This is a genomic window from Cellulomonas sp. HD19AZ1 (assembly GCF_004535805.1).
In the GTDB taxonomy this organism is placed as follows: Bacteria; Actinomycetota; Actinomycetes; order Actinomycetales; family Cellulomonadaceae; genus Cellulomonas; species Cellulomonas iranensis.
This window is the reverse complement of the sequence record NZ_SPHX01000001.1, coordinates 53,283-66,120: the sequence shown is the minus strand read 5'-3', so window position 1 is coordinate 66,120 and position 12,838 is coordinate 53,283. Positions and strand designations below refer to the sequence as shown.

The 12,838-nt window shown below is 75.7% G+C and carries 13 protein-coding genes; 7 read left to right on the top strand and 6 right to left on the bottom strand.

Translation table 11 applies throughout. The features are described 5' to 3' along the window. Window positions 1-5 precede the first annotated feature (5 nt). Both E4A51_RS00395 and E4A51_RS00390 read left to right on the top strand, forming a co-directional pair. On the top strand, window positions 6-1,070 hold the full coding sequence (locus E4A51_RS00395) for an iron chelate uptake ABC transporter family permease subunit (protein ID WP_240696357.1): 1,065 nt from the start codon (window positions 6-8) through the stop codon (window positions 1,068-1,070). Continuing rightward, window positions 1,067-1,951 carry an ABC transporter ATP-binding protein gene (locus tag E4A51_RS00390; protein WP_240696324.1) on the top strand — a complete coding sequence of 295 codons (885 nt, stop codon included), beginning with the start codon at window positions 1,067-1,069 and terminating at the stop codon, window positions 1,949-1,951. The genes E4A51_RS00395 and E4A51_RS00390 overlap by 4 nt, the downstream gene beginning before the upstream one ends. Before the next feature lie 193 nt (window positions 1,952-2,144). On the opposite strand, the gene E4A51_RS00385 is transcribed toward E4A51_RS00390, so the two are convergent. The 4 genes from E4A51_RS00385 to E4A51_RS00370 all read right to left on the bottom strand — a co-directional run bounded on the left by E4A51_RS00385 (window position 2,145) and on the right by E4A51_RS00370 (window position 6,812). Continuing rightward, window positions 2,145-3,269 carry a GuaB3 family IMP dehydrogenase-related protein gene (locus tag E4A51_RS00385; protein ID WP_046528940.1) on the bottom strand — a complete coding sequence of 375 codons (1,125 nt, stop codon included), beginning with the start codon at window positions 3,267-3,269 and terminating at the stop codon, window positions 2,145-2,147. A 46-nt stretch (window positions 3,270-3,315) separates the two neighbouring features. Then, entirely contained in the window at window positions 3,316-4,839 is a 1,524-nt protein-coding gene (gene guaB / locus E4A51_RS00380; RefSeq protein WP_046528941.1) for an IMP dehydrogenase, read from the bottom strand. Window positions 4,840-4,923: 84 nt separating this feature from the next. Further along, window positions 4,924-5,595 carry a response regulator transcription factor gene (locus E4A51_RS00375; RefSeq protein ID WP_046528942.1) on the bottom strand — a complete coding sequence of 224 codons (672 nt, stop codon included), beginning with the start codon at window positions 5,593-5,595 and terminating at the stop codon, window positions 4,924-4,926. A 197-nt stretch (window positions 5,596-5,792) separates the two neighbouring features. Beyond that, window positions 5,793-6,812 carry a MerR family transcriptional regulator gene (locus E4A51_RS00370; RefSeq protein ID WP_240696323.1) on the bottom strand — a complete coding sequence of 340 codons (1,020 nt, stop codon included), beginning with the start codon at window positions 6,810-6,812 and terminating at the stop codon, window positions 5,793-5,795. A 289-nt stretch (window positions 6,813-7,101) separates the two neighbouring features. Here E4A51_RS00370 and E4A51_RS00365 point away from each other — a divergent pair, with 289 nt between their 5' ends. Then, window positions 7,102-7,398 (top strand): WhiB family transcriptional regulator, encoded by a 297-nt coding sequence (locus tag E4A51_RS00365; RefSeq protein WP_046528944.1) that lies wholly within the window; start codon window positions 7,102-7,104, stop codon window positions 7,396-7,398. Window positions 7,399-7,629: 231 nt separating this feature from the next. Here the strand turns inward: E4A51_RS00365 and groES are convergent, their stop codons facing one another. Continuing rightward, window positions 7,630-7,923, bottom strand: a complete 294-nt coding sequence (groES, locus tag E4A51_RS00360; RefSeq protein WP_046528945.1) for a co-chaperone GroES — start codon at window positions 7,921-7,923, stop codon at window positions 7,630-7,632. 273 nt (window positions 7,924-8,196) lie between these two features. Between groES and E4A51_RS00355 the strand changes: the two genes are divergently transcribed. Together E4A51_RS00355 and E4A51_RS00350 are read left to right on the top strand one after the other, a co-directional pair. After that, on the top strand, window positions 8,197-9,399 hold the full coding sequence (locus E4A51_RS00355) for a class I SAM-dependent methyltransferase (protein ID WP_046528946.1): 1,203 nt from the start codon (window positions 8,197-8,199) through the stop codon (window positions 9,397-9,399). Further along, complete coding sequence (locus E4A51_RS00350; protein WP_070318474.1) at window positions 9,399-10,547, top strand: glutamate--cysteine ligase; 1,149 nt, start codon at window positions 9,399-9,401, stop codon at window positions 10,545-10,547. Before E4A51_RS00355 ends, E4A51_RS00350 begins: the two co-directional genes overlap by 1 nt. Window positions 10,548-10,584: 37 nt before the next feature. Here E4A51_RS00350 and E4A51_RS00345 read toward each other — a convergent pair whose 3' ends face one another. After that, window positions 10,585-11,805: a hypothetical protein gene (locus E4A51_RS00345; protein ID WP_134850588.1), complete on the bottom strand. Its 1,221-nt coding sequence runs from the start codon at window positions 11,803-11,805 to the stop codon at window positions 10,585-10,587. Window positions 11,806-11,873: 68 nt separating this feature from the next. Between E4A51_RS00345 and E4A51_RS00340 the strand changes: the two genes are divergently transcribed. Both E4A51_RS00340 and E4A51_RS00335 read left to right on the top strand, forming a co-directional pair. Beyond that, complete coding sequence (locus E4A51_RS00340) at window positions 11,874-12,281, top strand: PadR family transcriptional regulator (protein ID WP_134850587.1); 408 nt, start codon at window positions 11,874-11,876, stop codon at window positions 12,279-12,281. Continuing rightward, a complete protein-coding gene (locus tag E4A51_RS00335) occupies window positions 12,278-12,838 on the top strand; it encodes a hypothetical protein (protein WP_070318476.1) in 561 nt (186 codons plus the stop codon). Before E4A51_RS00340 ends, E4A51_RS00335 begins: the two co-directional genes overlap by 4 nt.

Sequence of the window (12,838 nt, the reverse complement as noted above, 5' to 3'; positions counted from 1 at the left end):
CCGCGCTGCTGGGCGCACGCGCCACGGGCGGAGCACCGGGGGCGACGCCCGGTGCTCTGGTCGCGCGCGGCCGCCGCGCGCGCACGCGCCGGCACCGCACGGTCGTCGCGGTGCTGTCGCTGCTCGTCGCCGCGCTCGTCGTCGTCACGCTGTGCGTCGGCGAGCGGGCGTACACGCCGCTCGAGGTGCTGCGCGTGCTGCTCGGCGAGCAGGTGCCGGGCGCGTCGTTCAACGTCGGGGTGCTGCGGGCACCGCGCGTGCTCACGGGCGCCCTCGTGGGGGTCGCGTTCGGCACGGCCGGCGCGGTCTTCCAGACCATGCTGCGCAACGCGCTCGCGAGCCCCGACATCATCGGCGTGAGCGCGGGGTCGAGCGCCGCCGCGGTCGTCGCGATCACGATGTTGGGCCTGTCCGGCCCCGCGCTGTCGGTCGTCGCGGTGGTCGTCGGGCTGGCCGTCGCGGTGGCGATCTACGCGCTGTCGTGGCGCGGGGGCGTGCACGGCGCGCGGCTCGTGCTCATCGGCATCGCGGTGGGCGCCATGCTGCAGTCCGTCATCGCCTACGCCATGACCCGCGCCGGCATCTACGACGCGAACGAGGCGCTGCGGTGGCTGACGGGGTCGCTCAACTCCGCCTTCTGGGCCACGGTCGGGCCGCTCGCCGGGTCGCTCGCGCTGCTCGTGCCGACGCTGCTCGTGCTCGCACGCCGCCTGCCCGCGCTGCAGCTCGGCGACGACGCGGCCGCCGGCCTCGGCGTCGCACCGGACCGCTCGCGGCTCGCGCTGCTGGTCGTCGCCGTCGCGACGATCGCGGTCGCGACCGCCGCGACCGGACCGATCGCGTTCGTCGCGTTCCTGTCCGGGCCGATCGCGCACCGGCTGCTGCGCGGCACGGGGCAGCTCCTCGTTCCCGCCGGCCTCGTCGGTGCCGCGCTCGTCCTGGGCGCCGACCTCGTGGGGCAGCACCTGCTGCCCGCGCGGTTCCCCGTCGGCGTCGTCACGGGCGTGCTCGGTGCGCCCTACCTGCTCTGGCTGCTGGCCAGGACCAACCGCTCCGGAGGCTCCCTGTGACGGACTCCCCCGCCGTGCACACGCTGGCCGTCGACGCCGTGACCGTCGGCTACGACGACCGCGTCGTCGTGCACGACATGACGCTGTCGGTCGCCCCCGGCGCCATCACGGCGATCGTGGGCGCCAACGGCTGCGGCAAGTCGACCCTGCTGCGGGCGATGGCGCGGCTGCTCAAGGCCCGCACGGGTCGCGTGCTGCTCGACGGCACGCCCATCGACACGATGCCCTCGCGCGACGTCGCGACCGTGCTCGGGCTGCTGCCCCAGACGCCCGTGAGCCCCGAGGGCATCGCCGTCGCCGATCTCGTCGGCCGCGGGCGGTACCCGCACCAGGGCTGGTTCCGCCGCTGGACCGCGCAGGACGACGCGGTCGTCGAGCAGGCGCTCGTCGCGACCGACACGCTCGACCTCGCGGACCGCCCGGTCGACGAGCTGTCGGGCGGGCAGCGTCAGCGCGTGTGGATCGCCATGGCGCTCGCGCAGCAGACCGACGTGCTGCTGCTCGACGAGCCGACCACGTTCCTCGACGTCGCGCACCAGGTCGAGGTGCTCGACCTGCTCACCGACCTCAACCGCGAGCGCGGCACGACGATCGTCATGGTGCTGCACGACCTCAACCTCGCCGCGCGCTACGCCGACGACCTCGTCGCGCTCACCGACGGCCGGCTGTACGCGCAGGGCGACCCGGCCGACGTCGTCACCGAGCAGATGGTGCGCGACGTGTTCGGCATGGCCGCGCGCGTCGTCCCGGACCCGGTGAGCGGGTGCCCGCTCGTGCTGCCGGTCGGTCGGCACCACGCCCCCGCGCACCCGACCACGGACGGCGAGGACCGCCCGACCGCACCGGCGGCCGAGGCGCCCCCCGCGCAGCGGGTCGGCTGAACCGGCTCGCGGCTCGTCCTCGCGCGACCCCGTGATCGGTCGCGGTCGTGCGGGGCGTGCCGCGACCGACCACGGCGTCGTCGTCACGCGACGATCGTCGCCACCGTCGCTCCCCCACCCGCGCCGGCGCGCCCGCGCACGGCACCCGGGTGCGCCGCAGGGCCGGGCGCGTGCCCGGCCCTGCGTGCGGACGTCAGCGCGGCTGGTACGGCGAGACGACGACCTCGATGCGCTGGAACTCCTTGAGGTCGGAGTACCCCGTGGTCGCCATCGCGCGGCGCAGCGCGCCCACGAGATTGAGCGTGCCGTCGGCCGTGTGGCCGGGGCCGAAGAGGATCTGCTCGAGCGTGCCCACGGTGCCGACCTCGACGCGCTCACCGCGCGGCAGCTGCGGGTGGTGCGCCTCGGAGCCCCAGTGGAAGCCGCGCCCGGGGGCGTCGGTCGCGCGCGCGAGCGCCGCGCCGAGCATGACGGCGTCGGCGCCGCACGCGACGGCCTTCACGAGGTCGCCCGAGCGCCCCACGCCGCCGTCGGCGATGACGTGCACGTACCGGCCGCCCGACTCGTCGAGGTAGTCGCGGCGCGCCGCGGCGACGTCCGCGACCGCGGTCGCCATGGGCGCGTGGATGCCGAGCGACACGCGCGTGGTGTGCGCGGCGCCGCCGCCGAACCCGACCAGGACGCCCGCGGCGCCCGTGCGCATGAGGTGCAGCGCGGCGGTGTACGTGGACGCGCCGCCGACGATCACGGGCACGTCGAGCTCGTAGATGAAGCGCTTGAGGTTGAGCGGCTCGGCGCGGCCCGACACGTGCTCGGCGGACACCGTGGTGCCGCGGATGACGAACAGGTCGACGCCCGCGTCGACCACGGTGCGCCAGTGCTCCTGCGTGCGCTGCGGGCTGAGCGCGCCCGCGACGACGACGCCGGCGTCCCGGATCTCCTGCAGCCGCGCGCGGATCAGCTCGGGGCGGATCGGCGCGGCGTAGATCTCCTGCATGCGCGCGGTCGCACGGGCGGGCGCGAGCGTGGCGATCTCGGCGAGCAGCGGCGTCGGGTCGTCGTACCGCGTCCACAGGCCCTCGAGGTCGAGGACGCCCACGCCGCCGGCCTGGCCGAGCGCGACGGCCGTCGCGGGGCTGACCACGGAGTCCATGGGCGCCGCGAGGATCGGCAGGTCGAAGTGGTACGCGTCGATCTGCCAGCCGACCGAGACCTCCTCCGGGTCGCGCGTGCGCCGCGAGGGCACCACCGCGATGTCGTCGAAGGAGAACGCCCGGCGTCCTCGCTTGCCCCGTCCGATCTCGATCTCGCTGCTCACCGGACGAGCCTACCGGCGGGCGGGCCGTCGCCGGCCCGCCGTCCGCTCAGCGGCCGGTGTAGTTGGGCGCCTCGACCGTCATCTGGATGTCGTGCGGGTGGGACTCCTTGAGGCCCGCCGGCGTGATCCGGATGAACTGGCCGCGCTGCTGGAGCTCGGGGATCGTGTGCGCGCCGACGTAGAACATCGACTGGTGCAGGCCGCCGACCAGCTGGTGCGCGACCGCCGACAGCGGGCCGCGGTACGGCACCTGGCCCTCGATGCCCTCGGGCACGATCTTCTCGTCCGTCGTGACGTCGGCCTGGAAGTAGCGGTCCTTCGAGTAGGAGACCCGCCCGCGCGAGGCCATCGCCCCGAGCGACCCCATGCCGCGGTAGTGCTTGTACTGCTTGCCGTTGACGAACACGAGGTCGCCGGGCGACTCGTCGCAGCCCGCGAGCAGCGAGCCCAGCATGACCGTGTCGGCGCCCGCGACGAGCGCCTTGGCGATGTCGCCCGAGTACTGCAGGCCGCCGTCGCCGATGACCGGGACACCGGCCGGGCGGCAGACCTGCGCGGCGTCGTGGATCGCCGTCACCTGGGGCACGCCGACGCCCGCGACGACACGGGTCGTGCAGATCGAGCCCGGCCCGACGCCGACCTTGACCGCGTCGACGCCCGCGTCGACGAGGGCCTGCGCGCCCGGCCGCGTCGCGACGTTGCCGCCGATGACCTGCACGTGGCGGGTCGCCGGGTCGGACTTCAGCCGGCGCACCATGTCGAGCATGAGCCGCGCGTGCCCGTTGGCGGTGTCGACCACGAGCACGTCGACGCCCGCCTCGACGAGGGCCGTCGCGCGCTCCCACGCGTCGCCGAAGAACCCGATGGCCGCACCGACCACGAGGCGACCGTCGGCGTCCTTGGTGGCGTGCGGGTACTGCTCGGACTTGACGAAGTCCTTGACGGTGATGAGGCCCGCGAGCTTGCCCTCGTCGTCGATCAGCGGGAGCTTCTCGACCTTGTGCTTCGCGAGCAGCGCAGCGGCGTCCTGGCGCGCGATGCCGACGGGCGCCGTCACCAGGGGCATGGGCGTCATCGCGTCCCGCACGAGGCGCGTCGCGAACTCGGCCGGCGGCACGAAGCGCAGGTCGCGGTTGGTGATGATGCCGAGCACGCGGTTCTCGCCGTCGACGACCGGCAGGCCCGAGACGCGGTACGTGCCGCACAACGCGTCGAGCTCGGCGAGAGTCGCGTCGGGGCCGACGGTGACGGGGTCCGACACCATGCCGGACTCGGAGCGCTTGACGACGTCGACCTGGTGCGCCTGGTCGGCGATCGACAGGTTGCGGTGCAGGATCCCGACGCCGCCCTGGCGCGCCATCGCGACGGCCATGCGCGCCTCGGTGACGGTGTCCATGGCCGCCGAGACCAGGGGCACGCGCACGCTGATCTCGCGGGTCAGGCGCGACGAGGTGTCGACCTCGGACGGGATGACGTCCGTCTCGCCCGGGAGCAGCAGGACGTCGTCGTAGGTGAGACCGACCCGGGCGAACGGGTCCGTGGGAGCCGTGGGAGCGTCGTGCGCCGTCATCACGCCAGGATACGTGGCCGCGCGGGTGGGCAGGACGCCCCTGCCCGCCAGCCGGACGCCGGACGACGGCGTCCGGCGCGGGCGTCAGTCGATGATGCCGCGCCGCAGCCCGATCGCGACCGCCTGCGCACGGTCGGACGCCCCGAGCTTGCGGAACAGCCGCCGCGCGTGGGTCTTGACCGTGTCCTCCGAGAGGAACAGCTCCTGGCCGATCTGCGCGTTGGAGCGGCCGTGGCTCATGCCCACGAGCACCTCGATCTCGCGCTTCGTCAGCACCGGGGTCGGCTCGACGGGGCGTGCGGCGACACCCGCGTCGGCGCGCGCCACGTGACTCTCCTGCAGCGGCGTCGCCGGGTGCGGCACGGCCGGCACGGCCACGCCCGCGGTGACGGGGCTGGCCTGCACGTGCGCGGCGACGGCCGCGAGCTCGGCCCGGCCGACGTCGGGCGCAAGGAAGCCGCGCGCACCGAGCGCCAGGGCCCGGTCGAGCGCCTCGCCGTCGTCGGGCCCGGCGAGCAGCACGACGGCCGTCGACGGCGCGACCGCGCGCAGCCGGCGGATCGCCTCCGTGGGCCCGGCACCGGGCAGGTGCGCGTCCAGCAGCACGACGGTGGGCGTGATGCGGCGCGCGAGCGCCAGCAGCTCGTCCGCGGTCGCCGCCGCCCGGACCGGCGCCAACGACGGCACTCCGATCGATGTCACGACGAGCCGCTCGCGGACGGTCGCCGAGCCGTGGCAGACCACGACTCCAGCCATGGGTATCCTCCTCGCGCCGATCCCGGCACCACAACGCGTGCACGGGTCCATGCCTGCATCGGCGTTACCGGTGCGTCACGTTAGCCCTCACGCCCGACCACCGGGAATCAACGCGCCGTTTCCTCACGGTTGACGGGTCCCTCGTGATATGCCGTCACGCTATCGGGTCAGCGCGTCGGCACCGGATGAGACGCCCGTCACAGGGGTGCGGCCTGCGCGACGACCGCCAGCACCTCGTGGACCAGCCCCGTCAGCGTGCGGGCGCGGTGGACCGACCGGTCGAGCGGGACGCGCTCGCCCGCGACCTCCGGCACCATGACGAACTGCGGGAGGTCGTCCCGCTCCCGGGCGAGCGCCGCGACCACGGACAGGTCCGGCGCGGGCGCCTCGGAGACGGTCACGACGGCGCGGGCCCGGGTCATGAGCGCGAGCTCGCCGGCGTGCCGGGTCGACACGGGGCCGGCGACGAGCCGCGCGTCGACGCCGCCGTCGACGAGCGCCGCGGCGAGCGCGTGCGCGACCACGGGACGCGTCTCCCCCGGCACCGGGAGCAGCAGCACGACCGCGGCGTCGGCCGCGGGGAGCGCGGCCGTGCGGGCGCGCAGCGCGGCGAGCACGCCCCCGACCAGCGTGGCGCGCGCGTCGACGCCGGGCCGCTCGACGACCGTGCGTCGCGCGAGCGCGGCGAACGCGGGCTGGACGAGCCCCGTCCACCAGGCGGCGAGGTCGTCGACCGCACCGAGGTCGAGCAGCGCCACGCAGCGGTCGCCGCGCCCCGTCAGGGCGGCGTCGACGAGCTCGACGACGCCACGGGCGCCGGCCGCGCGCCCGGCCGGGGGCCCGTCCGTGGCGACGGCCGGGGTCGGCGCGCCGCTCGGCGTGGGCACGGTCGGGAGCCGCGCGGTGAGGTCGTCGCTGCGGGGCGGCGGGCCGGCGGCGACGTCCGCGGCGAGGGCGAGCCGGGCGGCCTCCGCGGGCGCGACGCCGTCGATCGTGAGGCGGCGCATGACGAGCAGCCGGTCGAGGTCGCCCGGGGCGTACCGGCGGTGCGCCCCGGCGTGGTGCTCGGACGGACCGAGGCCGTAGCGGCGGTCCCACGTCCGCAGCGTCGCGGGGGCGACGCCGAGCCGGCGCGCGACGGCCGCGACGGTCAGCGCGGGCCCGTCGCCCCCGGGCTCGGTGCGGTCGTGCGGGTCGTCGACGGGACCCGTCGACACGTCCGCACCGTCAAGCCCTTCCTCGGCTGCCGCGACCATGACGCGATTGTGCCAGCCACGGGCCGCGCCGCCCGCCTCGAGCGCGTCACGAGCTGGCGCGATCCGCCGGCGAACCGCGCCGCACCGCGCCGCATCGCGCCACCGAATCGCGTCAGCGAAGAGGGTCTTGAACAACTTCTGGCGCGGTTGTACGGTTACGGCACGTCAACACGGGCAACCGTCGACGGCGACCGACTTTCGTCCCGGCCACGAGCCGCCGGACGTGCCGCACGAATCGAGGAGGACCCCCATGGCTGAGATCTCGCGTCTGCCCGGACCGGTGATGGACCTGTGGGAGTGGCAGTTCGAGGGCGCCTGCCGCGACGCCGACCAGGACCTGTTCTTCCACCCCGAGGGCGAGCGCGGCTCGGCCCGCCGCCGCCGCGCCGAGGCCGCCAAGGCCATCTGCGCCACCTGCCCCGTCCTCAACGAGTGCCGCGAGCAGTCGCTCGCCGTGCGCGAGCCCTACGGCGTCTGGGGCGGCCTCTCCGAGGACGAGCGCGCCGCCGTGCTCGCCGAGCGCGCCGGCCGTCGCGTCACCGCCTGACCCGCACCGCCTGACCCCGCACCACCGACCGCGCCCCGGTCCGACGCCGACGTCGGCCCGGGGCGCCGTCGTCCCCGGCGCCGTCGTCGGCCCCACGACCGGGGCGGCGCGCGCCGTCCCCCTCACGACGCGGCCCCGCCGTCACGCGTCGCCCCACGACGACGAAGGCCCCCTCCGGGACGGAGGGGGCCTTCGTGCTGCCGGGGACGGGCCCCGGGTGCAGCGGAGTCGTCAGCCGACGATCGCGAGGATGTCGCGCGCCGAGAGGATCAGGTAGTCCTCACCGGCGTACTTGACCTCGGTGCCGCCGTACTTGGAGTAGATGACCTTGTCGCCGACGGCCACGTCGAGCGGCACACGGTTCCCCTTGTCATCGATCCGGCCCGGACCCACGGCCAGGACCTCGCCCTCCTGGGGCTTCTCCTTGGCGCTGTCCGGGATGACGAGACCCGACGCGGTCGTCGTCTCGGCCTCGAGGGTCTTGACGACGATCCGGTCCTCGAGGGGCTTGATGGAGACCGACACAGCGGACCTCCCCTTCGCATGTGAGTCGTTCTGAGGCAGTGTCTGCGCCGCACCGTCGCCGCCGTCGTCGCGGGTGCCGGGGCCACCTGTGCGGTTGGCGCCCCCTGACGGGACCGCCGGTTCCTCACTCTAGGAATGCGTTAGCACTCGGTCAACCCGAGTGCCAGCATCCGGGTCCCCGACCTGCACGGTGACGCGGCCGCGGCGCGGCGCCCGGACCGCCCCGTGACGCACCGTGACGTCCCGGCGGCGTGGCCGTGGGAGGCTGGGCGCGTGGACGACGCCGGGCTGGTCAAGCTCCTGCAGCCGGAGGGGTGGGCCCTGCTGCAGGCCCTGCCGCCGTACGACGAGCGGCTCGCGATGCCGATCGCCGAACGCCTCCAGAAGGAGGGTCTCGACCCCGCGCTCGTCGCGGCCGCGCTCACGCAGTCCCGGCTGCGCGCCAAGGCGCACGCCAAGCTCGGCGAGTTCGCCGAGGGCATGCTCTTCACCGTCGCGGGCCTCGAGCAGGCGACGCGTCTCGAGGTCGCGGCCCATCACGCGCGGCGGTACCGCGACGCGGGCTGCACGTACGTCGCCGACCTCACGTGCGGGCTCGGCGCCGACGCGCTCGCGCTCGCGGGCGTCGGGCTGCGCGTCCTCGCGACCGACGTCGACGAGACGACCGCGGCGCTCGCGACCGTCAACCTGCGCGCCTTCCCCGAGGTGCAGGTGCGCATGGCGGACGGCACGGCGCTCGACCTGGCGGCCGAGGGCGTCGACGGCGTCTACGCCGACCCCGCACGCCGCACCGGCAGCGGCCGCCGCGTCTTCGACCCGAGCGCGTACAGCCCGCCGCTGGACGCGGTCCTCGCGACCCGCGACGTCGTCCCGGCGCTCGGCCTCAAGCTCGGCCCCGGCCTGGCCCACCGCGACCTGCCCGTGGACGCCGAGGCGCAGTGGGTCTCGTCGGACGGCGAGGTCGTCGAGCTCGGCCTGTGGTTCGGGCCGCTCGCTCCCGACGGCCCCGGCCGCACGGCCCTCGTGCTGCGCGACGGCGCCGCGCACACGCTGCGCGCGGACCCCGACGGCGACGACGACGCGCCCCCGGTCGGGCCGGTGGGCGGGTACCTGTACGAGCCGGACGGCGCCGTGATCCGCGCGGGGCTCGTGGGCACGGTCGCCCACCGCGTGCGCGGACGCCTGATCGACCCCACGATCGCCTACGTGACCTCCGACGCCCTGGCGGACCGCACCGCGTGGCACCCGCTCGCGACCGCGTACCGCGTGCTCGACGACCTGCCCTTCGGCCTCAAGCGGCTGCGCACCTACCTGCGCGAGCGCGGCGTGGGCCGCCTGACCATCAAGAAGCGCGGCACGGCCGTGGTGCCCGAGACGCTGCGCCGCCAGCTCGACCTGCGCGGCCCCGCCGAGGGCACGGTCGTGCTCACGCGCGTCGCGGGCCAGCAGCGCGTGCTCGTCGTGGAGCCGGTCTGATGGCGGCGCCCGTCGCGCTGCCGTTCGCGACGTCGGAGCGGTCGACCGTCGGCATCGAGTGGGAGGTCGGCCTGGTCGACGCCGACTCGGGCGACCTGCGGCAGGCCGCGCAGGCGATCTTCGAGGCCGTGCGCCCCGCCGACGGCACCGACCACCCGCACATCACGTCCGAGCTGCTGCTCAACACGGTCGAGGTGTCGTCGGGCAAGTGCCGCACGGTCGGCGAGGCGGGGGCGGACCTGCAGCGCGCGCTCGACGAGGTCGCGGCGGCCGCGCGCCCGCTGCGCATCGAGCTCATGGGCGCGGGCACCCACCCGTTCGCGAGCTGGGCGGCGCAGCGCGTCACCGACAAGGAGCGCTACGCGACGCTGATCGACCGCACGCAGTGGTGGGGCCGGCAGATGCTCATCTACGGCGTGCACGTGCACGTGGGCGTCGAGGACCGCGACAAGGTGCTGCCGCTGAGCCGCGCGATGCTCACGGTGTTCCCGCACCTGCAGTCGCTGTCCGCGTCGTCGCCGTTCTGGGGCGGCAAGGACACGGGGTACGCGTCGAACCGGGCGCTGCTGTTCCAGCAGCTGCCGACCGCGGGGCTCCCGCCGCAGCTCGAGCACTGGGAGCAGCTCGAGCAGTACGTGGGTGACATGATGCACACGGGAGTGATCGACCAGGTCGACGAGGTCCGGTGGGACATCCGCCCGTCGCCGCGGTTCGGCACGCTCGAGATGCGGATCGCCGACGGCGCCGCGAACCTCCTCGAGGTCACCGCGATCAGCGCGCTCACGCACTGCTTCGTCGAGCACTTCTCGACCCTGATCGACGCGGGCGAGCCGCTGCCGACCATGCCGCAGTGGTTCGTCCAGGAGAACAAGTGGCGCTCGGCGCGCTACGGGATGGACGCGATCGTCATCACCAACGCGGCGGGCGACGAGGAGCTCGTGACGGACTCGGTGAGCCGGTGGCTCGTCGAGCTCGCGCCCGTCGCGGACCGCCTGGGGTGCGCGGCCGAGCTCGAGCAGGTGCGCACGATCCTGCGCCGCGGCGCGTCGTACCAGCGCCAGCGCGCGGTGGCGCGCCGGAACGCGGGCGAGCTCGAGCCGGTCGTGCGGTCGCTCGTCGCCGAGCTCGCGGCCGGCCGCCCGCTCTGACCCGGGCCGTCGACGTCCGCCGTCAGCCCTTCCCCCGTCAGTCCTCCCACCGCCACGTCTGCAGCGCGTCCTCGAGCACCCCGAGCGCCGCGGTCTCGTCCGGCGCGTAGGTCAGCAGCCACCGCCACGTGCGCCCGCGGCGGTCGAGCCGGGCCTCGGTGCGCGCGAGCCCGGCGACCTGGAGGGTGCGCGTCGCCACGACGCCCGCGGGGGTGGCGCGCTCGCGCACGGGGCCGGCGGGCGTGACCCGTGGCCCCCAGGCGGTGCGCTCCGGCCGCTCGAGCGTGGTGCGCGCGTCGCGTCCCGGATCGGCGTCGGACACGGTGACGACGAGCGACGACGTCGGGCTGAGACGCAGGTAGGCGGCGGTCCACGCGTCGTCGGGGCACGGCACGTCGGCCGCGACGAGCTCGGCCGGTGCCGCAGGTGCGCGGCACGAGGCGGCGAGCGCGAGGTCGGGCGTACGGATCGCGAGGCGTCCCGGTGCGGCGGCGGCCGGGCCGCGGGGCGCGGGTGGCGCACCCTCGGGGGTGAGCCAACGCCACGACGCGAGCACCGTGTCGGCGAGCCCGTCGACGCTGGTGTCGTCGGCGGTGCGCAGCACGCCGACCGCGAACGCCCACCCGTCGCGGTCCACGTGGGTGTCCGTCACGTGCCGCGTCCCGACGGCGAACGTGTGACGCCACGCCGGGCCGGCGGCGGTCATCGCGTGGACGACGTCGCCGACCGCGGCCCTCCGCTCGCCCAGAGCGCGCGCCTGGGCGGGTCGGTCACGGGCGCCCGCGAGCACGCCGCCCTGCTCGACGGCCCCGACCCGTCCGAGCACGACGACGAGCAGCGCGCGGTGCGCCCCCAGGAGGACCGTGGCCGGCTGGCACCGGCCGTGGGCGTCCGCAGCACGCGCGGGTACCGAGTGCCACGGCACACGGACCCGGAACCCGGGCGCGCCGGCTGACGAGGCGGGGTGCACCACCTCGAACCGCAACGCGGTGGGGTCGGCGCCGGCCGGGAGCGGTGGCGGCGCCAGTGCGGCTGCGGCCGGCAGCCCGATGAGCGGCACCATCTCGCGGGCGCGGGACACCGCTCGCGCACGCTCGTCGGGCGGCAGGTCCGGGTCGAGGAGCGCGATCATGCGTCGCCGCATGCGCCAGCGTGCGACGGGTCCCCACGGGAGCTCCCGGACGACGAGGGCGACGAGCAGGAGGACGGCGGCGGGGAGCAGCAGGTCGCGCACCCTCCTGGCGTCGGCAGCCGGCACGCCGAACTTCAGTGTCCGACCACACCCACTAGTTTGCATCACCAGATAGCAGGCCTTACCGTGAACGCGTGACCAGCGACCGCGACCCCCAGCTCCTCAAGGGCGTGCTGCCCATGCTCACGCTCGCCGCGCTCACGCACGACGAGTCCTACGGCTACGAGCTCGTCGCGGCCCTGCGCGCGGCCGGCCTCGCCGAGCTGTCGACCGGGACGCTCTACCCCGTGCTGACGCGCCTCGAGCGCGACGGCCTCGTGACGTCCCGGCTCGTGGCCTCGTCGTCCGGCCCGGCCCGCAAGTACTACCGGCCCAGCGACGCGGGCCTCGCCGCGCTGCGCACGCAGCGCGCGTCGTGGGCCGCGCTCGTCGCGACCGCCGACCGCGTCCTGCGCGCCGCCGCCGAGACAGCAGCCGCCGGCACGGCGGCCACCGACACCGCGCCCACCGCGGCGCCGACCCACCCGGAGGGGACCCGATGACCACGCACCACGACACCGCACCCGACGCGTCCGCCACCGACGACGCCGCGCACCGCCTCACCTGGCGCGACCGCCAGCGACTGTCCTGGTGGTTCCTGCGGTTCGAGCTCGCGATGCAGGACTACCCGGGCCGCGAGGCCCGCCGCATCCGCCGCGAGCTGCGCGCGTCCGTGCTCGACGACGCGTCGCGCATCGGCCTCGACGCCGCGCTGCGCGACCTCGGGTCGCCCCGCCGCCTCGCGGCCGGGTACTTCGCCGAGCTCGAGCACGAGCGCCCGCGCTGGACCGACGGCGCCGTGCTCGCCGCGGTCGTCGGCGTCGCGCTGCCGCTCTACTCGTGGCTCGGCTGGCAGATGGGCGCGCTCGACGCGGTCGACGCGATGGGCGGCGGCACGGTCGAGCTGAGCTGGTTCGGCTCGCCCGTGACGCTCACGCGCACCGCCGAGGAGATCTCCATGACGACGTCCGTGACCTGGGGCCCGCTCGCGCTGAGCGCGGCCCTCGCGCTGGTCGCGTTCGCGCTCGGTGCGCGCGTGTGGCGGCTGCGCCGCGGCTGA

Bases quoted from the DNA above. Each gene is read 5' to 3' on its own strand.
- guaB (WP_046528941.1), bottom strand. From the start codon at position 4,839: ATGACGGCGCACGACGCTCCCACGGCTCCCACGGACCCGTTCGCCCGG.
- E4A51_RS00375 (WP_046528942.1), bottom strand. From the start codon at position 5,595: ATGGCTGGAGTCGTGGTCTGCCACGGCTCGGCGACCGTCCGCGAGCGG.
- E4A51_RS00365 (WP_046528944.1), top strand. From the start codon at position 7,102: ATGGCTGAGATCTCGCGTCTGCCCGGACCGGTGATGGACCTGTGGGAG.
- E4A51_RS00350 (WP_070318474.1), top strand. From the start codon at position 9,399: ATGGCGGCGCCCGTCGCGCTGCCGTTCGCGACGTCGGAGCGGTCGACC.
- E4A51_RS00335 (WP_070318476.1), top strand. From the start codon at position 12,278: ATGACCACGCACCACGACACCGCACCCGACGCGTCCGCCACCGACGAC.